Below are 20,450 nucleotides of genomic sequence, written 5' to 3'. Positions count from 1 at the left end.
CACCAGCGTGGCGGCTGCTGCGGCCAGGGAGAGCCATTTGCGCATCTGCATTTCCTTGTCCGCATCCATTGCGGCTCGTATCCCCATGGTAGCGGGCTGGAGATACCCCGCCGTAACAGCTTGTTTTGCCTAAAAGTGGGTTCAGCCTAAACGGGGTAAGCGTTTAAAGCTATCAAAGTTGATCAGGTCTCCAGATACAGCTCGGCCAGCCGCTCGCGCGCGGTGCCATCCACACCCAGCACCTGGCTCAGATAGCGGTCCACGCTGCCATGCTGGGCGCGCACCACATCGACCGAGGCCATCAGATAGGACGGCTGCACGCGCCACAGCGCATCCAGGGCCTCTTCGGACAGCTGACCATACATCTGGGCCGGGCGTACGAAGTACTGATTGGTCAGCAGATAGTCTTCCATGATCTGCTCCTCGTCCACGCCCAGCGCCGTCAGCAGCAGGGCCGCAGCCCAGCCCGTGCGGTCCTTGCCGGCCGTGCAGTGAAAGACCAGTGGTGCATCGCTGAGCTGCAGCAGTGCGAGGAATTGCGCAAAGCGATTGCCGTACACGTTCACAAAGCTGCGATAGGTGTCGTGCATCAGCTCCTCGGTATCGCGGCTGCTGAGGTGGCGACCCTGCTCCATCATGGATTGGGCGCGCTGCACCACGGTGGGCTCGACCACCAGGGCATGGCGCTCGATCAGAGGCCAGGCATAGGAGAGATGTGCGCTTTCGCCTTCGCCGCGAAAGTCTGCGCTGCGGTGTATGCCCAGCTTTTGCAGCTGGTCCAGGTCTTGCTGTGTCAGATGCGCCAGATGCGCGGAGCGATACAGCTTGCCCCATTGCAGGCGGCGGCCGTCCAGGCCCTGATATCCGCCCAGATCACGGAAGTTGGAGGCTCCCGAGAGGGAGACTTGGCGCGCGGGGCGCTCCGTCAGCAGGTCATGGTTCAGTTGCATACCAATGCTTATAGCGGATTGCAAAGACCCATCCATGTCATCCGTGTTACCCGGGCGCGGCACCAGGATCGCCGGCCCGAACGGAAAGCGCCACATGGCCAGGACATGCGGCGCCGAAACTGCCCGAGAGCTGTCTTGCAGTGCCCTCGCGCTCAATGGCTGCTTGCACTGCCCCGCAGCATATGCTTGAGCAGCTTGCCGGTAGCGGTGCGCGGCAGTGTGTCACGGAACTCGAAGAGGCGCGGAATCTTGTAGCGCGCCAGCTGCGGAGCCATGAACTCGCGCAGGGTCTCCTGGTCCAGCAACTTGCCGGTCTTCAGGGTTAGCACGGCCACCACGGTCTCGCCCCATTCGGGGTGGGGCCGGCCGATGACGGCCACGTCCTGCACGTCGGGGTGGGTACAGAGCACGTCTTCCACTTCCTTGGAGTAGACGTTCTCGCCGCCGGTGACGATCATGTCCTTGAGTCTGTCCACGATGTAGAGATAGCCGTCCGCATCCCTGCGCGCCAGATCGCCGCTGCGATACCAGCCCTGCTCGTCCAGTACCGCGGCCGTGGCCTCGGGGCTGTTCAGATAGCCCTGCATCATGGCGGCGGAGCGCAGGCAGATCTCGCCCACCTCGTCGGGGCCGCACGGGCTGCCGTCCTGGCGGCGCAGTTCCAGCTCCACGCCGGGTATGGCGCTGCGGCCGATGGAGCCTGGCTTGGTCAAGGCTTCTTCGGGGTAGAGCACGGTGCCCAGCGGGCCGGATTCGGTCATGCCATAGACCTGCATGAAGCGGTTGCTGCGATAGACATGGGCCAGCTTGCGAACCATCTCTGCGCCCAAGGGCCCGCCGCCGTAGGCCCACAGACGCATGGCGCTGAAGTCGTAGCTGGCCACATTCGGCACCACGGCCAGCGGGGCCAGAAAGGCAATCGGTGCGCCAAAGGTGAAGCTGATGCTTTCCTGCGCCAGCGTTTCCAGAAACTCCCTGGGCGCATATTCGCGCATCAGCACGGCGGTGCCGCCCATGAGCAAGGTGCCCAGGAACCAGTTGTTCAGCGGCGACGAGTGCCAGATGGGCATGGCGATCAGCGTGCGCTCTTTGGGCGACAGCGAGGTGGCTGCCGCTGCGCAGAGCGCCGAATGGAAGACATTGGCATGGCTGTGCAGGCAGCCTTTTGGCTGGCCCGTGGTGCCCGAGGTATAGAGGATTTCTGCCAGCGCGTCCGGTGCCGGATGGCCGTGCTCGTCGCGGCAGGGGGTGGCTAGCGCCAGCAGCTCGTCGAAAAAGCCCACGCCTTCGGCGGCAGAAGCCGTGCTCAGCCACCGCAGTTCTGCTGCAGGCTGCAGTTCGGCTTGGACGGTTGCGATCAGCGATGCGCGCGCTCCATCCACAATGCACAGCCGTGCGCTCGAGTGGCGCAGGATGTAGGCGACTTCCGGGGCCTGCAGCTTGTGGTTGATGGGCACGACGGCGGCACCCAGCCGCCAGGCGCCGAATAGTGCGAATACAAAGCCCGGGGTGTTGAAGCACAGCAGGCCTAGCTTGTCGCCCTGGCGCATGCCTTGCGCGCGGAGCACGGCAGCGGCGCGATGGCTGGCCTCGGCCAGTGCTGCATAGCTCCAGTCCTGGCCGTCGGCGCGCAGTGCCAGTTTTTCGGGGCGGGTGCGTGCCTGCTGGTCGAGCAGGGAAATGAAATTCATCATTGCTGGTGTCCTCCTCAGCCAGTCCAGGCATTACGCAGCAGGGCGGCAGGGTCGCTGCTGCCGCAGGCAACACCGGCCACCGGGCCCCAGTCCGGGTCGAAGCGGCTGCCGAGGAAGGCCGCAGCACTGTCGTTGCCCGCATGCTGGAGCATCAGCGTGGCCTGCACCGTGAGGGCCAGGCGCTGGGTGAAGCGGCGCGCTTCGCGCTCCAGATCCTGAGGCGGCAGCATGATGGCCTGGCGCAGCTTGTCCACCTGTGCGCGCAGCACGGCTTCCTCAGCACCCACTTGCTGCAGATGGTCCAGCAGCAGATGGGCGTCGTCAGGGTTGCGGGCAATGGCGCGCAGCACATCCAGGCACATGACGTTGCCCGAACCTTCCCAGATGGAGTTGACGGGGGCCTCGCGGAACAAGCGCCCCATGGGGCCGGTCTCCACATAGCCGTTGCCTCCGAAGACTTCCATGGCTTCGCCGGTATAGCCCACGGCGCGCTTGCAGTTCCAGAACTTGGCAGCTGGCGTGACGATGCGGCGCCAGGCCTGATCCAGCGGGTCTTCGGAGCCAAAGCGTGCGGCCAGATCCATGGCCAGCCAGGTAGCGGCTTCGGATTCCAGTGCCATATCAGCCAGCAGGCCGGTCATCACCGGCTGCTCGGCCAGCGGCAGGCCGAAGGCATGGCGGTTGCGGGTGTAGTGCAGGGCCTGCACCAGGGCCTGGCGCATAAAGCCGGCACTGGACAGCGCGCAGTCCAGACGGGTGTAGGTAGCCATTTCGATGATGGTGGAAATGCCCCGGCCTTCCTGGCCTATGGGCACGCCCCAGGCGTTGTCGAACTCCACTTCGCTGCTGCTGTTGGAGCGGTTGCCCACCTTGTCCTTGAGGCGCTGGATGTGAATGGCGTTCTTGCTGCCGTCGGGCCGCCAGCGTGGCACGAAAAAGCAGGTGGGACCGCGCTCCTCGGTCTTGGCCAGCACCAGATGCCCGTCGCACATGGGGGCCGAGAAGAACCATTTGTGGCCGGTGATCAGGTATTCCTCGCCCCAGGGACCGCTGCTGCCCGATGGGTTCAAGGCCACGGCACGCGTGATGTTGCTGCGCACATCGCTGCCGCCCTGGCGCTCCGTCATGCCCATGCCCACGGTGATGGAACGCTTGCCCTCGGCGGGAATGTCGCGCGCGTCGTAATCGGTGGATTCCAGCAGCGGCCCCAGCACCGCATTGAGCTGCGGGTTGATGCGCACCAGCGGAATGCTGGCCTTGGTCATGGTGGTCGGGCAGGTCGAGCCGGACTCGATCTGGCTGTGCATGAACAGCGATGCGCCATAGGCGGCCCAGGCCGTCTGCCGCTGGTCGGTGAAAGGCAGGTTGGAGATGCCGTTGCGCCGTGCAATCGTCATCATCTGATGCCATGCGGGGTGAAAGCGCACCTGGTCGATACGGTCGCCTGTGGGGGAGTGCGTGTGCAACTCTGGCTCGAAGTGGTTGGCGTCTTCCGCAGCGCGCAGCGTGGCTTCGGCGCCATATTCCGCACCCTGGCGTTGCAGCTCCGGATCGCGCCACTGTGCACCTGCGCGCCTTACCGCACGCTGCAGCACCGGGTCGCAGGCATAGACGTTGTAGTCCTTGAGCTCCGGAACCTGGTTGTGAGGATGAATGCCAGTCATGATGTCTCTTCCTTCTGAGGTGGGTGGCCCTGTCCGCGGGAGGGCGCAGGGCGTTGTGATGTCTAGGAGGCGCCAGGCAGGCGGTTCAGGAGGGGCGCTTCATATTGCAGCTGGTGTCCAGGCTGGATGCCTGTGCGGAAACCGTGCTGACGGGCTTCCATCCCAGGCCCGTTCCTTCCTGGTCATGCACCACGGTCTTGCCGTCCACTTTTTCCCAGCTCAGCACATGGATGGGTTGCTGAGCCTGGTGATCGCTTTTGCGCATTTCCACTGGGCCGTTGAGGCCTTCGAAGCGCATGCCCGACATCCTGGCCGCCACGGCGGCAGGTTCCACGGACTTGGCTTCGCGCATGGCCTGGGCCAGCATCAGCATGGCGTTGTGGCCCAGGCCGTTGATGAAGTCCTCATTGAACTGGCGCTTGAAGCCCGGCAGCAGCGGGTCGCCGGCCAGAGGCTGGGAATTGGGGCTGAAGGCCGATATCAGCTTGACCCGGCCCTGTCCTGCTGCACCCATGGCGCTGGGCACGCCGAAGTTGTTGCCGTTGAGGGTGTAGAAGTCCGTGTTCAGACCCGCTTCGCGCGCAGCCCGCACGATCAGCGCCAGATCGGCACCGAAGTCCGCAGTGATGACAGCATCGGCTCCGGATTGCTTGATTTTGGCGATATAGGGCGAGTAATCCTTGACCTGCCCGAGAGGGTGAAAGTCATCGCCCACGATCTTCAGGTCGGGGCGCTTGGCCGCCAGCATGCTGCGTGCGGCACGCGAGACTTCCTGGCCGTAGGCATAGTTGGGGTTGAGCAGAAAGACCTGCTTCACCTGCTTTTGCCCGGCCAGGTAGGAGGTCAGCGCGGCCACCTTCATGTCCGAATTCGCATCGGTGCGGAAATGCCAGTAGCTGCACTTGGCATTGGTCATCTGCGGCGCCTGGGCCGCATAGTTCAGATAGATGATTTCCTTGCCGGGGTTGCGGCTGTTGTGCTTTTCGATGGCCTCCTGCAGCGCCAGGCCCACGGCCGAGGAGCTGGCGCCCTGCACCACATAGCGGATGTTCTGTCCGACGATGGAGTTGAGCTGGCTCAGCGCCTCCTGCGCGGAAAGGCGGTTGTCGAAGGGCACGATCTCGAACCTGGTGGCACCGGCCCAGCCTTGCTCGTTGGCAAGCTTGGCGCTGTACTGAAAGCTCTTGAGCACGTTCAGGCCCAGCCCCGCCATGGGACCGCTCATGGCATCCAGCGAGGCAATCTTCACGACCGTGGCTGGTTGCGCGTGAGTGAGCGAGGCACAGGCCAGCGCTATTGCTGCCAAGGGGAAGGAAATACGAGGGTGCATGCTTGTCTCCGTTCTCTCATCAGAATTTTTTTATTCACCAGGCCGCAATGCACAATGGCATCGAAGTACCTGTCAAAAATTCTAGGAACCCGCGCAAAAAAGGTGTTCGGATTTGGCCAGCATGAAATCACGCACCCCTTCCGCCGCGACAGCAGGGCGTCGCCGCCCTCTGCAGTCACGTGCACGGCATACGTTTCAGGCCTTGCAGGACGCCTTTGTTCGGCTTTTGCTTGAGCGCAGCTACGCGGAAATCACCATGCGCGAGATCGCCCTGGTGGCAGGCACGGGGCTGGGCAGCTTCTACGAGTACTTCTCGGGCAAGGAAGACCTGGCCAGGGTTTGCCTGCATCTGCGCTCTAAGTCACTGTTGCTGGGCATTCGCGGCGTGACCAGCAGCCATGCAGGCCAGCCGCTGATGCAGATTGCCGAGGCGGTGGTGGAGTCACAGCTGCAGGCGCACCGCGAGCGGGCAGATGAATGGGGTGCCCACTACCTGCTGGAGCGCCACTACTCCACTTCCGAGGCCTACCGGAAGATGTTCGAGCGCTTTGTGGACGCCTGGGCGGCAGCCATAGAGCAGGCCTCCGATCTGCCCCCGGACTACCCGGTGCGCGATGCAGCACGGGTGAGCCAGTGCATTCTGTATGGCCTGTTCAACCACAGCTATCTGGCCACCGATATCCCGCCGGATCTGGACTTGCTGCGCCAGCGCGCCAACACGGCCATATCCGGCTATCTGAACGCCTTGCGCTGCGCTGCCTGAAATGAAAAAGACCGCCAGCGGCAAGCCGTGGCGGTCTCTGTGTGCCGGGGCGGCAGGGCTGGCTATCAGCTCACATGCTTGCCCACAATGCCGGCCAGCTCGAACATGCTGATCTGCTCCTTGCCGAACACCGGCTTGAGCTTGGCGTCGGCGTTGATGGCGCGCTTGTCCTTGGCATCCTGCAGGCCGTTGGCCTTGATGTAGTCCCAGAGCTTCTTGATCACGTCGGGGCGCGAGGTGGGTTCGTTGCCGATCACCGCGGCCAGATCGGCGCTGGGCTTGAGCGTGGCGCTCACGGTGCGGGGCTTCTTCACCGCAGCGGTCTTGGTCGCCGTCTTGGCGGCGGTCTTCTTGGCCGCCGTGCCTGTCTTCTTGGCGGCAGCCGTCGTGGTCTTGGCTGCCGCTGAGCCAGCCGTCTTGCGCGCCGGGTATTTGCCTTCGCGCTGCTCGAACTCGAAGTTCACCTTGCCCGCAGCGCCATCCCAGACCAGGAAGGCCTTGAAGTTGCGACGCGTGCGGTTGGAGACGAACTTCTCCAGCAGATCGGTCTTGCCGGTCTGCAGCAGCTTGCTCATCTGCTCGCGTTCGATGGGCTGCTGCAGAATGATCTGGCCGCTCTTGAAGTCGCAGCTGGGCGTGGTCTGGGCCAGCGTGGGAACGGCCTTGGAGCAGACATAGTTGGCGCCATGCTCGAAGACGGGCGAGCCGCACTTGGGGCAGGGGCCCAGGCTTTGCTGGTGGGCAAAGTCCACGATCTCGCCCGTGTCCTCGGAGTCCTTGTCGTCGCCGAAGTCGAATTCCAGCTTGAAGTTGCTGTTTTCCTCGTCACGCACGATGGCGACTTCGGCCACAAACGGCCAGCCGGCCTTGGAGCGGAAGCCTTCCAGCGGGCCGATCCGGCGCTCGCGCAGCAGCTGCTCGGCCTCGGCTGTCTCGAAGGTGCGGCCGGCAGGGGACTTGGTGAACGAGAAGCCGCAGCCTTCGCTGGCACCATTGGCGCCCGTGCAGGCGTAGCGGCGGTAGTTTTCCTTGACCACGCCGCCGCAGTTGGGGCAAGGCGTGGAAAGCGTCGCGTAGTCACCAGGAATGGTGTCGCGGTCGTATTCCTTGGCCTTCTTGACCAGCTTCTCGGTCATGGCCTGGATCTGCTGCATGAAGGCTTCGCGCGAGAGCTGGCCTTTTTCCATCTGCGACAGCTTGAATTCCCATTCGCCGGTCAGGTCGGCGCGGCACAGTTCCTCGACTTCCAGACCGCGCAGCAGCGTCATCAGCTGGAAGGCCTTGGCTGTGGGGATCAGTTCGCGGCCTTCGCGCAGCATGTACTTTTCCGTCAGCAGGCCTTCAATGATGGCCGCGCGCGTGGCTGGCGTGCCCAGGCCTTTTTCCTGCATGGCTTCGCGCAGCTCGTCGTCGTCGATCTGCTTGCCGGCGCTTTCCATGGCACCCAGCAGCGTGGCTTCGGAGTAGCGTGCCGGCGGCTTGGTCTTGAGGCCCTTGACATCGGCGTGGTGGGTGCGCGGCTGCTCGCCGGGCTTCACGGCAACCAGGGGCTGGCCCTTGTCGCCTTCCTTGGCATCCTCCACCTCGTTGGCGGCTTCCTTGCCGTAGATGGCCAGCCAGCCCGGCTTGACCAGCACCTTGCCCTCGGTCTTGAAGCTGTACTGCTCGACCTTGCTGATGCGCGTGGTGACCTGGTATTCGGCGCTGGGGAAGAACACGGCCATGAAGCGGCGCACGACCAGGTCGTACAGCTTCTGTTCGGCTTCCGACAGGCCGGAAGGGGCCTGGGTGGTCGGAATGATGGCAAAGTGATCCGACACCTTGCTGTTGTCGAACACGCGCTTGGTGGGGCGGATGTAGTTGTCGTTGATGGCCTGCTGGGCAAAGGGCGCCAGATGGCGCATGCCGCTGGTGGCCAGCATGTCGAAGGTCTGGCGCGCCACGGGCAGATAGTCCTCGGGCAGGGCGCGCGAGTCGGTACGCGGGTAGGTCAGGGCCTTGTGGCGTTCGTACAGGCTTTGCGCCAGCGCCAGCGTGGTCTTGGCCGAGAAGCCGAACTTGCCGTTGGCTTCGCGCTGCAGGCTGGTCAGGTCGAACAGCAGGGGCGAGGCCTGCGTGGTGGGCTTGCTTTCCTCGGTGACGGTGGCTGGCTTGCCCTGGACGGCGGCGGCAATCGCTTCGGCCTCGGCCTTGTTCCACAGGCGGTCGGCCTTGGCCTCGGCATCGTCCGATTTCTTCCACTGCGGGTTGAACCACTTGCCCAGGTACTGGCCGGCCTGGGCGTCGAAAGTGCCGTGCACTTCCCAGTAGTCGCGGCTGACGAACTGGCGGATCTTTTCCTCGCGCTCCACCACCAGGGACAGGGTGGGCGTCTGCACACGACCCACGGTGGTCAGGAAGAAGCCGCCGTCGCGCGAGTTGAAGGCCGTCATGGCACGCGTGCCGTTGATGCCCACCAGCCAGTCGGCTTCGGAGCGGCTGCGCGCGGCGCTGGCCAGGCCCTGCATCTGGGCATCGCTGCGCAGATTGTTGAAGCCGTCACGAATCGCCTGCGGCGTCATGGATTGCAGCCACAGTCGCTTGACCGGTTTGCCCAGACCGCCCTTGGCACCGCCCGCGTATTGCTCGATCAGGCGGAAGATCAGCTCACCCTCGCGGCCCGCGTCACAGGCGTTGATGAGTTCGGTCACATCCTTGCGCTTGGCCTGCTTGACCACGGCGTTCAGGCGGGTCTTGGTCTTGTCCACGGGCTTGAGGTCGAAGCGCGGGGGAATCACCGGCAGGTTGGCGAAACTCCATTTGCCGCGCTTGACGTCGAATTCTTCGGGCGCCTGAATTTCCACTAGGTGGCCGACCGCACTGGTCACCACATAGCTGTCGGATTCGAAATAGTCATCGTGTTTTTCAAACTTGCCTGCCACCGGGGTCAGCGCACGGACGATGTCCTGTGCGACAGAAGGCTTTTCTGCAATCACCAGGGTTTTAGTCATTGTGTGTTCTCGTCGTCATTAACCACCTGAACCCGAATCGAAACTCAGGCTCATACAATTCGCTTCTCACGCGCGCGCATGCGCACATGTGTGCATATTCAAAGTATCAGAGAAAACATGCCCCGCACATCACTGGCCTCTTCCACAGGCCGCCGTATCCAGACCCGGCGCTCCGGCGTGCACGGCAAAGGCGTTTTCGCCGCGCAGGATATTGCGCAAGGCGAAACCCTTATTGAGTACGTGGGTGAGGTGATCGACTGGCAGGAGGCGCAGGATCGTCATCCGCATGATCCCAGCCAGCCCAATCACACTTTTTATTTTCAGGTCGATGATGAGCGAGTGATCGACGCCACGCACAAGGGCAATTCCTCGCGCTGGATCAATCACAGCTGCGATCCGAACTGCTACACCGACGAGATCGACGGCCGCATCTACATCATCGCACTGCGCAATATTGCAGCAGGCGAGGAACTGAACTACGACTATGGCCTGATGGTGGAGGAGCGCTACACGGTCAAGCTCAAGGCCGAATATGCCTGCTACTGCGGCGCGGCGAACTGCCGCGGCACCATGCTGGCGCCGAAGCGGGGCTGGAAACCTCCGATGCCTCACGGCACCCCCTGAGCGGCTTTGCCGCTTCCCCCTCTCTCGCGTTGCTTCGCAATGCGGGAGGGGGACGACGCCATCGCCGCGAGGCGGCTCTTGCTCGGCGTCTCTGAGTTGGAACATGCTTGTTCAAGGCGTGCTCGCTGCATAGAAATTTTGGATAAAGAAAATGACTCAGCCGATTCACTGGAATGCCGAAGCCTTGTGGGAAGCGATTGCACCGCAGTTGCCGGGCTTCACGGTCGAGGTGCTGCCGACCATCGGCTCGAGCAACACCGAACTCATGCGCCGTGCGCGCGACGGGCTGACGGAGCCGGTGCTGCTGATTGCCGAGCAGCAGACGCAGGGCCGTGGCCGGCTGGGGCGAAACTGGGTCAGCGGCGTCGGGGATTCGCTGATGTTCTCGCTGGGTCTGCCGCTGGCGCCGCGCGACTGGTCGGGGCTGTCGCTGGCGGTGGGCGTGAGCGTGGCCGAGAGCCTGCAGCCCCATCTGCCGGCTGCCGGCAGCGCCACGCCGCGCATCGGCATCAAATGGCCCAACGATCTGTGGCTGGAAGGCGACCGCAAGCTGGCCGGCATTCTGATCGAGACCGCGAGTTTCGTCGGCACGCAGCAGCACGATATGACGGCGCCGCGCTACGTGGTGATCGGCATCGGCATCAATGTCCGTCCTCGCCCCGGTGACGGCATGCGCACGGCTCCGGCCTGTCTGCAGGAGCTCGATGCCGCGCTGGACGCGCCCACGGCCCTGGCCTGCATATTGCCCAATCTGGTGGCCGAAGTGCAGAGCTTTGCCCGACACGGTTTTGCGCCGCTGATGCAGCGTTTTGCCCAGCGCGATCTGCTGGCCGGGCGCGAAGTGAATCTGAGCGACGGCACGAGCGGCATGGCCCAGGGTGTGGCGGCCGATGGCGGCTTTCTGGTGCGCACCGCTGCGGGGCTACAGGCCGTGACCAGCTCGGAAATCAGCGTGCGTCCGGCCAGCAGCCCATTGCAGGATTGAAATGAAGCACCTCCTGAGGCGCTTTGCGCCTTCCCCCTCTCTCTACGCGCTGCGCGCTAGGGGAGAAGGACGCAGCCCTCGCGGCGGGGCGGCGGGGCCGCCCAGGCCCTTGCTCGGCTGCCCGCGAGCGGCTGCAGCCCATGGATAACTGATGTGAGAAACCTATGCTGAGAATCGTTTTTCTGCTCCTGGTGCTGGGCAACGCCGGCTACTACCTGTGGAGCCACGGCTATCTGGCCGGCATGGGGCTGGCGCCGGAGCTGCAGTCCGAGCCGCAGCGCCTGCAGGAGCAGATCAAGCCCGATGCGCTGGTATTGCAGCAGCCTGAAGCCGCGCCGGCCCCCGAACCTGCAAAGACCGAGCCGTCCGAGGCTCCTGCGGTGGACGATGGTGAGCCCGCATCCAGACCCGATGCACAGGCGGACAGCAAGCCCGAGGCCAAGGCCGAGGACGCCAAGCCTGCAAAGGACGCCAAAACAGCGGTCAAGGAGCCTGAGAGCTGCTATCAGGCCAGCGGCATCGAGGAGGCGCAGGCCGACAGCATTCGCCGTGCGCTGGCGGGCAAGTCCAAGAGTGATTGGGAGCTGGTGGCCAACCACCAGGGCGGGCGCTGGATGGTCTATATGGGCAAGTTCCCCGATACCGAATTCCTGGACCGCAAGCGCGGCGAACTGCGTCTGATGAATATCGACTTTGACCGGGCGGGTGGCAATCTGGAGCCGGGCTTGTCTCTGGGCCGTTTCTCTACCGAAGAAGCTGCGCAGCGCCAGCTGGCCACGTTTGCGCGCCAGGGCGTGCGTACCGCACGCGTGGTGCAGGAGCGCCCCGATGTGACGACCTATGCGCTGCGCCTGCCCAAGGCCACACCCACCTTCCGCAGCGAAGTGGCCGCGCTGGCCGGCAAGAACCTGGTGCCCAAGGCATTGCAAGCCTGCGCCAAGTAATTTTTATAGCTTTTATCGCAAGAAAGGCCTGCATTTGCAGGCCTTTTGTATTGGAAAACCAGTTGCGACAAGCGCAACCAGCTCCTGTTTTTAGTCCAGATGAATATTGGCCGCTGCGGCCAGCTTCTTCATCTTGGCTACTTCGCTGGAGATCTGCTTGGTGAAGTCAGCGCTCGATGTGCCCGAGGGATACAGGCCTTGAGCAGCCATGCGCTGCTTGACGGCGGGGTCCTTCAGCGCTGCAACGATGGCCTTTTGCACGCGTTCCACTTGGGCGGCAGGCGTGTTCTTGGGGGCCACCAGGCCGAACCAGGAAGGCTCGTTCAGGTCGGGGTGACCGGCCTGGGCATAGGTCTGCACATCGGGCAGCACGTCCAGGCGCTCGTGCCAGGACACGGCCAGGGCGCGCACCTTGCCGGACTTGATATGGGGCAGCGAAGAGTTCACCTGGTCGAAGTAGACCGGCACCTGGTTGCCCAGCACGTCGTTGATGGCCGGAGCCGAGCCGCGGTAGGGGATGTGGTGCATTTCGGTGCCCGTGCTCTTGAGGAACTGGGCGCCCCACATGTGGCCGATGGTGCCGTTGCCAGGAGTGGCAAAGGACACCTTGCCGGGGTTGGCCTTGAGGTAGGCCACGAACTCGGCAAAAGTCTTCACGGGGATCAGCTTGGGGTTGATCACCAGCACGCCGGGAGCCTTGACGATCTCGGTCACGCCCACGAAGTCGTTGGTCGCGTCGTAGGGCAGCTTCTTGAACACGGCGGGGTTCACGCCATGGGTGGACAGCGTGGCGATACCGAAGGTCACGCCGTCGGTGGCGCGGGCCACTTCGGCCATGCCGATGGAGCCGCCGGCGCCGGCCTTGTTTTCAATCACCACGGCCTGGCCGCCCAGCAGCTTGATCAGCACGTCCTGCATGTTGCGGGGCACCATGTCGGTGGGGCCGCCTGCAGGGAAGGGCACGACGATGCGCAGAGGACGCGAGGTGTCCTGCGCCATGCTCATGCCGGAGAAGGAAGAAGCGGCTGCGGCAGCAGCGGCGGTGTAGATGAATTGACGACGTTGCATCAAAAAGCTCCCTGGATCCGTTGATTCCAAATTGCTGTCTTGCGGTGGCACAAAAAGCGACTCCTCAGACAACCCATGATCGAATTGATTCTAGGGTAAGCGAGAGGTTGTCAGATACGCAGTTTCCGTTATGCGAATCGGGGCAAAGGGGCGCAAAGCCAAGTCTGGCGCGGTTTTTCAGGCCGCAAGGGCACCAAGTTGGTGCGCTGGCGGAACGATCTCACTGCTGTCCCGGCATGGCCTTGAAGCGCACGGTAAACAGCGCTCCCGGCGGCACATGGCCGGGCCTGGCGTCCTGCAGCAGCACTTGCGCGCCATGCTGGCGTGCGATTTCCATGACGATGGGCAGACCCAGGCCGGAGCCGTCGGCTTCGGAGCCCAGTGCGCGGTAAAAGGGCTGGAAGATCAGCTCGCGCTCGGCCAGCGGCACGCCGGGGCCGGAGTCCTCGACCTGCAGCAGCAGGATCTGGCCGAAATGATCGGCCTGCACGCGCACGGTGACCATGCCCGGCTGGGCGCTGGTCGAGGGCGTGTAGTTGATGGCGTTGTCCACCAGATTGCGCACCAGCTCGGTCAGCAGCGTGGCATTGCCGTTGAGCCAGACGCCGGGCGTGCTGGCGCCGGCGCCCTCGTAGCCCAGGTCGATGTGCTTGTCCATGGCGCGCGGCAGGCAGTCCTGCACCACCTCGGTGACGATGCGCACGAGGTTGCAGCCCTGCATGGCGGGTACGGCGCTCTCGGCCCGCGCCAGCGCCAGCAACTGGTTGACGGTATGCGTGGCGCGCATGCTGGAGCGGCCGATCTGCGCCAGCGAGCGCTTCAGATCCTCGGTATTCGTGCCCTCGCGCTGGGCCAGGTCGGCCTGCATGCGCAGCCCCGCCAGAGGGGTCTTGAGCTGGTGGGCGGCGTCGGCCAGAAAGCGCTTTTGCGTGGCGATGGAGTCATGCAGACGCTGCAGCAGATCGTTGACCGAGTCGACCAGCGGCACCACTTCCAGCGGCACATCCTTGTGGTTGATGGGCGAGAGATCCTCGGGCTTGCGCGCGCGGATGCGCTCCTCCAGCCGGTGCAGCGGTTTGATGCCGCGCGCCAGCGCCAGCCACACCAGCAGCGCAGCCAGCGGCAGGATGACGAACTGCGGCAGCATCACGCCCTTGATGATTTCCGTGGCCAGCACGCTGCGCTTTTCACGCGTTTCGGCAACCTGCACCAGGGCGCTGGGCTCGCCGGGCAGCGGCATGCGCACCCAGATATAGGCCACGCGCAGGTCTATGCCCTTGTATTCCTCGTCGCGCAGCAGCACCGTGCCCGCGGGCGGGTCCTCATCGGTGGTGGGCGGGCGCGGCAGATCGCGTTCTCCGGCCAGATATTCGCCCCTGGTGCCGCGGACCTGGAAGAACACCGTGTCCGACTCATCGGCGCGCAGGATCTCGCTGGCGGACTGCGGCAGATTGAACTGCACCTTGCCGCGCTGCACGATGACCAGCTGGGCCAGGGCCTGGGCGTTGTACTCCAGCGCGCGATCGAAGGGCTTGTTGGCCAAACCCTGGGCCACCAGCCAGGTCAGCGCCAGGCTCACGGGCCAGAGCAGCAGCAGCGGCGTGAGCATCCAGTCGAGGATCTCGCCAAAGAGGGATCGCTGCTCACGCTGAAAAATTTTCATGCTTGTAAAACTGGCGTATTCCAACTCAGGGATGGCCAGCAAGGGCCGCCCCGCAGCAAAGGCCATCGTCCCCCTCGGTGGGAAGCGGCGGGGCCGCCTAGGCGCAGCCGCTCAGGGGGGGGCTATCTTTTCCAGGCAGTAGCCGAGGCCGCGCACGGTGGCGATGCGGATCGGCCCTTTCTCAATCTTCTTGCGCAGCCGGTGGATATAGACCTCGATGGCATTGTTGCTCACCTCCTCGCCCCATTCGCACAGGCGCTCCACCAGCTGGTCCTTGCTGACCAGACGGCCTGCGCGCTGCAGCAGCACCTCGAGCAGGCCCAGCTCGCGCGCCGACAGCTCGACCATCTTGCCGTCGATGGTGGCGACCCGGCCGGTCTGGTCATAGACCAGCGGGCCGTGCTTGATGGTGGAGCTGGCGCCGCCCATGCCTCGACGCGTGAGGGCGCGCACGCGCGCTTCCAGCTCGGACAGTGCAAACGGCTTGGCCATGTAATCGTCGGCACCGTAGTCCAGGCCTTGCACCCGCTCCTCGATGGAGTCGGCGGCCGTGAGAATCAGCACCGGCAGCGCGTCGCCGCGCCCGCGCAGGCGCTTGAGCACTTCCAGGCCGTGCACCTTGGGCAGGCCCAGATCGAGAATCAGCAAATCGAATTCGCTGCTGGTCAGCAAGGCGGTATCGGCCTCGCTGCCGTTGGCCACATGGCTGACGACGGCGCCCGAGCTGCGCAGTGTGCGCAGCAGGCCGTCTGCCAGCACCTGGTCGTCTTCGGCAATCAGTATGCGCATGGGAGTCTCCTGCTTGTTATGTGTGCCTGTTTGCACTTTTGCTGCCATTGTAGGGACGGGCCATCGCCGTCCGGCGCAATTGTCGACAGGCGCTCGCAGGCGTCAGGCCTCAGTAGCCTTCGGCATAGGCTTCCAGGCCCAGCGCCACCACGGTGGCCACATCCTCGCCCACGGCCTCGCGGAACTCGGCCTCGGCCTGGCTCACGGCATCGTGAAAAGCCCGCAGCCAGACCAGGCCCGCATCGGTGAAGCGCACGCGCTTGGCGCGCGCATCGTGCGGGTCGATCGCGCGCGTGACCAGGCCCCAGGCCTCGCACTGCGTCACCAGGTCGGCCATGGCCTGTTTGCTCATGCCGGCCTTGTCGGCCAGATCGGTGAGCCGGTCGCCGGCCAGGGACAGATGGCGCGTGATGTGGATATGGGCTGCCCCCACCTTGTCGCGCGCCGCCAGGTTGGACAGGGCCAGCGGCACCTCCACATCGCGTGCCATGAGCTGCAGCACGCGTGCATCGAAACGGCGCATGGCATGGCCGAGCAGGCGGCCCAGATGGGTCTGGCGCCAGGCATCTTCGGCGGGAGTGACAGGTGCAATTTCGGACATGGACAAATAGTAAGGCAAACTGACTAAATATTCGAACACACAGACGATACAAGCTCATAAACTACTGTTCAAGCATCCAGCCTGAATGTAAAGACAGGGCTGGCCACAGACAGTCATTCACCTACTTCGGAGCCTGATATGAACGCCATCGCCAAGACCAACGACGCCAATAGCGAAAAAGCCAAAGCCCTGGCAGCCGCCCTGGCCCAGATCGAAAAGCAGTTCGGCAAGGGCACCATCATGAAGCTCGGCGAAGGTGAAGCCATTGAAGACATCCAGGTCGTCTCCACCGGCTCCCTGGGCCTGGATATCGCACTGGGCGTGGGCGGTCTGCCGCGTGGCCGCGTGATTGAAATCTACGGTCCAGAATCCTCGGGCAAGACCACGCTGACGCTGCAGGTCATTGCCGAGATGCAAAAGCAGGGCGGCACCTGCGCCTTCATCGACGCCGAACATGCGCTGGACACCAGCTATGCCCAGAAGCTGGGCGTGAACCTCAGCGACGTGCTGATCAGCCAGCCCGACACCGGCGAACAGGCCCTGGAGATCTGCGACAGCCTGGTGCGCTCGGGTGCCGTGGACCTGATCGTCATCGACTCGGTGGCCGCACTGACGCCCAAGGCCGAAATCGAAGGCGAGATGGGCGACGCCCTGCCCGGCCTGCAGGCCCGCCTGATGAGCCAGGCCCTGCGCAAGCTGACGGCCACCATCAAGAAGACCAACTGCATGGTCATCTTCATCAACCAGATCCGCATGAAGATCGGCGTGATGTTCGGTTCGCCCGAGACCACCACCGGCGGCAATGCGCTGAAGTTCTATGCCTCCGTGCGTCTGGATATCCGCCGCACCGGCACCATCAAGAAGGGCGATGAGGCCATCGGCAACGAAACCAAGGTCAAGGTCGTGAAGAACAAGGTCTCGCCTCCCTTCAAGACGGCCGAGTTCGACATCCTGTTTGGCGAAGGCATCAGCCGCGAAGGCGAGATTCTGGACATGGGCGTGAACGCCAAGATCCTGGAAAAAAGCGGTGCCTGGTATGCCTACAACGGCGAAAAAATCGGCCAGGGCCGCGACAACTCACGTGAGTTCCTGCGCGAGAACCCCGCGCTGGCCATCGAGATCGAAAACAAGGTGCGCGATAGCCTGGGCATCAAGCTGCTGCCTGTGGACGGGGCTTCCGCCGCCGAAGCCAAGCCTGCCAAGGGCGGCAAAGGCAAGGTAGACAAGGACGGGGTGATCGAGGCCTGAGCCTCCTGAACGACCAGGTCGCTTTCCCTTGCCGAATGCCTGGCATCGGCAGGGACCGAGAGTCCCGCTGCAGGGCGGCGGGGCCAAAAGTTAGCCATCTTTGCGCAAGCGGCCCCTGCGCATTTTTTATGGGAGAGATCCGAGCATGAGCTTTGCCAAGCTCTCACTCAAGGGCCGCGCCCTGAAGCTGCTGGCGCAGCGCGAGCATTCGCGGCTGGAGCTGCAGCGCAAGCTGTCCGCCCATGTGGAGGAGGGCGATGATCTGAATGCCGTTCTCGACGAGCTGGAGCAGCGTGGCTTCATCAGCGTGGAGCGCGTGGTCGAGTCTGTCATGCGCAGCAAGGCCAGCCGTTATGGTGCAGCGCGTCTGGTGCATGACCTGCGCAGCAAGGGACTGGATGACGAGACCGTGCGCCAGGCCGGGGAGCAATTGCGCGGCAGCGAGCTGCAGCGTGCGCGCGAGCTGTGGTGCAAGCGTTTTGGCAGCGTTCCCGTCGACATCAAGGAAAAGGCCAGGCAGCTGCGCTTTCTGGCTTCGCGCGGCTTTTCGGCAGATGTGGCTTCACGCGTGCTGCGCGATGCTCCATACTGCGCAGCACCCGACAGCGAGGACTGAGCTGCAGCCTGCTCCCCTTTGCTGGACGAGGAACCGCTTCTTACACCGGAGGGACACACGTGCTGACTGCTTCGCAACCCCCTGACGCCCCATCCGCCTTGCGCGTGGGCCTGAGTGCCGGCAAATCGCTGCTGGGCGGCCTGATGCTCGGTGCCTTGCTGGCCCTGGTGCTGGGCTGCGGCGCGGCCGTGTTCTATTTTTCGCGTCTGATGGCCGATCCCGGCCAGGGCATTCATGCCTCGGCCCATACCGGCATCTACGGCGCCGTGATCAGCCTGCTGATGTCGCCGCCGCTGCTGGTGGCCGTGGTGCTGATCTTCATCATTCCCGCCTACCTCATGGTCGGTCTGCAGCTGGGCCGTGCCCGCGCGGCAGGCAAGCTGGTGGCGCGCTACGGCCAGGGCCTGGCCGAGCGCCTGGCGGCCATGCTGGCACAGCGCATCGAGGCCCTGCCCAGCGCTCACAAGGCCATGCACAAGGCGGCCGATCTGCTCACCGTGGGCGCGGCGATGGAGCATCTGCAGCCCTGGGTCGGCAACGGGCGTGCCGTGCAGTTCGTTGTGCGCAGCGTGCTCAATCGCCTGCCGCTGGCCGATCTGCTCGAGGAATGGGGCCACACGCGCGCCCAGTGGGGCAGCGAAGGCGGCAAGGATGATCCGGCGCTGCGTGCCTTTCTGGGCGCCCGCATCCAGGAGATGCTGCAGGGCCTGACCGAGCCGCCCTGGACGCTGCTGTGGATCTTGCTGGCCGGGCATGCCGTCGTGCTCGGCTTCGGCATCTGGCTGACTGCCTGAGGGCCCGGGCGGGCGCGGTGCCGGCCTAGTCCCGGCTGCTGCGTGTCGCCCACCAGCAGATCAGCGAGCCCAGCGTGACCTGGGCCACGCCCTGCCAGAAGCTCCAGCCCGGCAACACCTGCAGCAGGGCGCTGGCCATCAGCGCCGAGAGCACGGGCGTGAAGTAGGACGCCGCGGCCAGCAGGGCCAGCTTGCCATGTTGGATGCCATGCTCCCAGCAGCTATAGCCCAGCGCTGTGAGTGCGCCGACCAGAACCACCTGGCCGGCGGTGAGCCAGCTCCAGTGCATGGGCTGTGGGTCGCCCAGCATCAGCCATTTGAGCCACAGCGCCAAAGCCGTCCAGGTCACGAACAGGCCCACGGCGTTGAAGCCTGCACCATGGCGGCGCGCCAGCAGCGAATAGGCCGGCCAGAGCAGGGCGGCGGCAAAACCCATGCCATAGGCCAGCGGGTTGCTCTGTACATGGCTCCACATGACCGGCAGGCTGAAGCTTTCGCCGCCCAGCACTCGCGCCAGGCCCCACAGGCAGATCAGCACCCCGGGCCACAGCCACCAGCGCGTCGTCTGCTGGCCGCAGAGCACGGCCAGCACGATGGTGAGACTGGGCCAGAGGTAGTTGATGAGCCCGATCTCCATGGCCTGGTTGCGGTCGTGAGCCAGGCCCACGGCCACGGACAGGCAGATCTCGTAGACCACGAACAGCAGGCCGCAGCCCCAGAGATAGGCCGGATGCATGCTGCGCCAGCGGGCCAGCTCGCGCCAGCCTTTGCGTCCGCGCGCCACGGCAATGCACAGAGCGGCCATGGTGTAGAGGCTGGCCGCGCCGCCGACCGCGCCCAGCGGCTCGGCCACGGCGCGCATCAGGCCCACGGTGCAGCTCCAGCAGAGCACGGCCAGCAGGCCTATCAGGGTGGCGCGCTGCTGCAGGTTGGGATTCTGGGACATGGGACAGGCCGGGTTATCAAAACGATAGCTACCTGCGCCTGTCAGATATGGAATTTCAGGCGAAACACCTGAAATTCCATGCTGGGAAAGCGTCAGCTGCTATCCAAAACAAGAATGCCGCGCATTGTGCGCCGAGCTTACTGAATTGCCACCACACCGACCGCGGCGCGCTTGCGCACGAACTGGTAAGCCACGCCCAGCAGCACAAACCACAACGGGGTGACGATCAGCGCCTGGCGCGTATCGTCCTTGAGCGTGAGCAGCACCAGAATACCCGCGAAGAAGGCCAGGCAGGCCAAGCACATGGGGACGCCGCCGGGCATCCTGAAACGGGAGGCCAGGTGCAGCGCTGCACGCTGGCGGCGGTAGGCGATGTAGGACAGCAGAATCAGCGACCAGACAAACATGAACAGAATGGCCGATACCGTGGTCACCAGTGTGAAGGCTTCCATCAGATCGGGAATCATCCACATCAGGAAAGCGCCTGCCAGCAGGCAGATGCACGAAAACATGAGGCCGCGCGAAGGCACGCTGCGCGAGGACAGGGTGCCGAAGGACTTGGGCGCATCGCCCTTGAGCGACAGACCGTAGAGCATGCGACTGGTGGAGAACACCCCGCTGTTGGCCGAGGAGGCGGCCGAGGTCAGCACCACGAAGTTGATCACGCCGGCTGCGGCGGGCAGACCGGCCAGCACGAACAGTTCCACGAAGGGGCTCTTGCCCGGCACCACGTCGCGCCAGGGCGTGACGGTCATGATGGCCACCAGCGCCAGCACATAGA

General features: G+C 64.3%; 18 protein-coding genes. 7 read left to right on the top strand and 11 right to left on the bottom strand.

Going from position 1 to position 20,450, the window contains the following annotated elements; genetic code table 11:
- Positions 1 to 182 precede the first annotated feature (182 nt).
- From ACLBXN_RS16495 to ACLBXN_RS16480, 4 genes are all read right to left on the bottom strand, one after another.
- A complete protein-coding gene (locus ACLBXN_RS16495; RefSeq protein WP_447612847.1) occupies positions 183 to 950 on the bottom strand; it encodes a tyrosine-protein phosphatase in 768 nt (255 codons plus the stop codon).
- 152 nt (positions 951 to 1,102) lie between these two features.
- Positions 1,103 to 2,644: a class I adenylate-forming enzyme family protein gene (locus tag ACLBXN_RS16490; RefSeq protein ID WP_447612846.1), complete on the bottom strand. Its 1,542-nt coding sequence runs from the start codon at positions 2,642 to 2,644 to the stop codon at positions 1,103 to 1,105.
- A gap of 14 nt (positions 2,645 to 2,658) precedes the next feature.
- A complete protein-coding gene (locus ACLBXN_RS16485; RefSeq protein ID WP_447612845.1) occupies positions 2,659 to 4,308 on the bottom strand; it encodes an acyl-CoA dehydrogenase family protein in 1,650 nt (549 codons plus the stop codon).
- A gap of 85 nt (positions 4,309 to 4,393) precedes the next feature.
- Positions 4,394 to 5,638, bottom strand: coding sequence for a branched-chain amino acid ABC transporter substrate-binding protein (locus tag ACLBXN_RS16480; protein WP_447612844.1), 1,245 nt, complete (start codon positions 5,636 to 5,638; stop codon positions 4,394 to 4,396).
- Positions 5,639 to 5,807: 169 nt separating this feature from the next.
- Here ACLBXN_RS16480 and ACLBXN_RS16475 point away from each other — a divergent pair, with 169 nt between their 5' ends.
- Positions 5,808 to 6,401: a TetR/AcrR family transcriptional regulator gene (locus tag ACLBXN_RS16475; RefSeq protein WP_447612850.1), complete on the top strand. Its 594-nt coding sequence runs from the start codon at positions 5,808 to 5,810 to the stop codon at positions 6,399 to 6,401.
- Between the two features lie 65 nt (positions 6,402 to 6,466).
- On the opposite strand, the gene ACLBXN_RS16470 is transcribed toward ACLBXN_RS16475, so the two are convergent.
- A complete protein-coding gene (locus ACLBXN_RS16470; RefSeq protein ID WP_447612843.1) occupies positions 6,467 to 9,391 on the bottom strand; it encodes a DNA topoisomerase III in 2,925 nt (974 codons plus the stop codon).
- Between the two features lie 117 nt (positions 9,392 to 9,508).
- Between ACLBXN_RS16470 and ACLBXN_RS16465 the strand changes: the two genes are divergently transcribed.
- The 3 genes from ACLBXN_RS16465 (at position 9,509) to ACLBXN_RS16455 (ending at position 11,944) form a co-directional block, all read left to right on the top strand.
- Complete coding sequence (locus ACLBXN_RS16465) at positions 9,509 to 10,015, top strand: SET domain-containing protein (protein WP_447612842.1); 507 nt, start codon at positions 9,509 to 9,511, stop codon at positions 10,013 to 10,015.
- A 151-nt stretch (positions 10,016 to 10,166) separates the two neighbouring features.
- A complete protein-coding gene (locus ACLBXN_RS16460) occupies positions 10,167 to 11,000 on the top strand; it encodes a biotin--[acetyl-CoA-carboxylase] ligase (RefSeq protein ID WP_043003298.1) in 834 nt (277 codons plus the stop codon).
- A 164-nt stretch (positions 11,001 to 11,164) separates the two neighbouring features.
- Positions 11,165 to 11,944: an SPOR domain-containing protein gene (locus tag ACLBXN_RS16455; protein WP_343676837.1), complete on the top strand. Its 780-nt coding sequence runs from the start codon at positions 11,165 to 11,167 to the stop codon at positions 11,942 to 11,944.
- Positions 11,945 to 12,034: 90 nt separating this feature from the next.
- Here the strand turns inward: ACLBXN_RS16455 and ACLBXN_RS16450 are convergent, their stop codons facing one another.
- From ACLBXN_RS16450 to ACLBXN_RS16435, 4 genes are all read right to left on the bottom strand, one after another.
- Positions 12,035 to 13,012: a tripartite tricarboxylate transporter substrate-binding protein gene (locus ACLBXN_RS16450; protein WP_003060043.1), complete on the bottom strand. Its 978-nt coding sequence runs from the start codon at positions 13,010 to 13,012 to the stop codon at positions 12,035 to 12,037.
- A gap of 220 nt (positions 13,013 to 13,232) precedes the next feature.
- Positions 13,233 to 14,675 (bottom strand): sensor histidine kinase N-terminal domain-containing protein, encoded by a 1,443-nt coding sequence (locus ACLBXN_RS16445; protein WP_447612841.1) that lies wholly within the window; start codon positions 14,673 to 14,675, stop codon positions 13,233 to 13,235.
- A gap of 111 nt (positions 14,676 to 14,786) precedes the next feature.
- Complete coding sequence (locus ACLBXN_RS16440) at positions 14,787 to 15,464, bottom strand: response regulator (RefSeq protein ID WP_003064757.1); 678 nt, start codon at positions 15,462 to 15,464, stop codon at positions 14,787 to 14,789.
- Positions 15,465 to 15,573: 109 nt separating this feature from the next.
- A complete protein-coding gene (locus ACLBXN_RS16435; RefSeq protein WP_043003302.1) occupies positions 15,574 to 16,065 on the bottom strand; it encodes a MarR family winged helix-turn-helix transcriptional regulator in 492 nt (163 codons plus the stop codon).
- A 138-nt stretch (positions 16,066 to 16,203) separates the two neighbouring features.
- Between ACLBXN_RS16435 and recA the strand changes: the two genes are divergently transcribed.
- The 3 genes from recA to ACLBXN_RS16420 all read left to right on the top strand — a co-directional run bounded on the left by recA (position 16,204) and on the right by ACLBXN_RS16420 (position 18,723).
- On the top strand, positions 16,204 to 17,313 hold the full coding sequence (gene recA / locus ACLBXN_RS16430) for a recombinase RecA (protein WP_211458175.1): 1,110 nt from the start codon (positions 16,204 to 16,206) through the stop codon (positions 17,311 to 17,313).
- 145 nt (positions 17,314 to 17,458) lie between these two features.
- The gene (recX, locus tag ACLBXN_RS16425) at positions 17,459 to 17,929 is read left to right on the top strand and encodes a recombination regulator RecX (RefSeq protein WP_447612840.1); all 471 of its coding nucleotides are present in this window, start codon (positions 17,459 to 17,461) and stop codon (positions 17,927 to 17,929) included.
- Positions 17,930 to 17,988: 59 nt separating this feature from the next.
- Positions 17,989 to 18,723 (top strand): hypothetical protein, encoded by a 735-nt coding sequence (locus ACLBXN_RS16420; protein ID WP_447612839.1) that lies wholly within the window; start codon positions 17,989 to 17,991, stop codon positions 18,721 to 18,723.
- A gap of 25 nt (positions 18,724 to 18,748) precedes the next feature.
- Here the strand turns inward: ACLBXN_RS16420 and yddG are convergent, their stop codons facing one another.
- Both yddG and ACLBXN_RS16410 read right to left on the bottom strand, forming a co-directional pair.
- A complete protein-coding gene (yddG, locus tag ACLBXN_RS16415; protein ID WP_447612838.1) occupies positions 18,749 to 19,669 on the bottom strand; it encodes an aromatic amino acid DMT transporter YddG in 921 nt (306 codons plus the stop codon).
- A 137-nt stretch (positions 19,670 to 19,806) separates the two neighbouring features.
- The coding region (locus ACLBXN_RS16410; protein ID WP_447612837.1) for an amino acid permease at positions 19,807 to 20,450 on the bottom strand (644 nt) is incomplete at its 5' end.

This window comes from Comamonas sp. C24C, assembly GCF_053345995.1.
Note: the sequence above shows the minus strand (reverse complement) of the source record. Positions and strands in the feature narration are given on the sequence as shown.

What these genes read in the sequence shown, in the direction of transcription:
- ACLBXN_RS16465 (WP_447612842.1), top strand. Translation starts at nt 9,509, where the DNA reads ATGCCCCGCACATCACTGGCCTCTTCCACAGGCCGCCGTATCCAGACC.
- ACLBXN_RS16485 (WP_447612845.1), bottom strand. Translation starts at nt 4,308, where the DNA reads ATGACTGGCATTCATCCTCACAACCAGGTTCCGGAGCTCAAGGACTAC.
- ACLBXN_RS16490 (WP_447612846.1), bottom strand. Translation starts at nt 2,644, where the DNA reads ATGATGAATTTCATTTCCCTGCTCGACCAGCAGGCACGCACCCGCCCC.
- yddG (WP_447612838.1), bottom strand. Translation starts at nt 19,669, where the DNA reads ATGTCCCAGAATCCCAACCTGCAGCAGCGCGCCACCCTGATAGGCCTG.
- ACLBXN_RS16455 (WP_343676837.1), top strand. Translation starts at nt 11,165, where the DNA reads ATGCTGAGAATCGTTTTTCTGCTCCTGGTGCTGGGCAACGCCGGCTAC.
- ACLBXN_RS16495 (WP_447612847.1), bottom strand. Translation starts at nt 950, where the DNA reads ATGCAACTGAACCATGACCTGCTGACGGAGCGCCCCGCGCGCCAAGTC.
- ACLBXN_RS16440 (WP_003064757.1), bottom strand. Translation starts at nt 15,464, where the DNA reads ATGCGCATACTGATTGCCGAAGACGACCAGGTGCTGGCAGACGGCCTG.
- recA (WP_211458175.1), top strand. Translation starts at nt 16,204, where the DNA reads ATGAACGCCATCGCCAAGACCAACGACGCCAATAGCGAAAAAGCCAAA.
- ACLBXN_RS16480 (WP_447612844.1), bottom strand. Translation starts at nt 5,638, where the DNA reads ATGCACCCTCGTATTTCCTTCCCCTTGGCAGCAATAGCGCTGGCCTGT.
- ACLBXN_RS16450 (WP_003060043.1), bottom strand. Translation starts at nt 13,012, where the DNA reads ATGCAACGTCGTCAATTCATCTACACCGCCGCTGCTGCCGCAGCCGCT.
- ACLBXN_RS16470 (WP_447612843.1), bottom strand. Translation starts at nt 9,391, where the DNA reads ATGACTAAAACCCTGGTGATTGCAGAAAAGCCTTCTGTCGCACAGGAC.
- ACLBXN_RS16435 (WP_043003302.1), bottom strand. Translation starts at nt 16,065, where the DNA reads ATGTCCGAAATTGCACCTGTCACTCCCGCCGAAGATGCCTGGCGCCAG.
- recX (WP_447612840.1), top strand. Translation starts at nt 17,459, where the DNA reads ATGAGCTTTGCCAAGCTCTCACTCAAGGGCCGCGCCCTGAAGCTGCTG.
- ACLBXN_RS16445 (WP_447612841.1), bottom strand. Translation starts at nt 14,675, where the DNA reads ATGAAAATTTTTCAGCGTGAGCAGCGATCCCTCTTTGGCGAGATCCTC.
- ACLBXN_RS16460 (WP_043003298.1), top strand. Translation starts at nt 10,167, where the DNA reads ATGACTCAGCCGATTCACTGGAATGCCGAAGCCTTGTGGGAAGCGATT.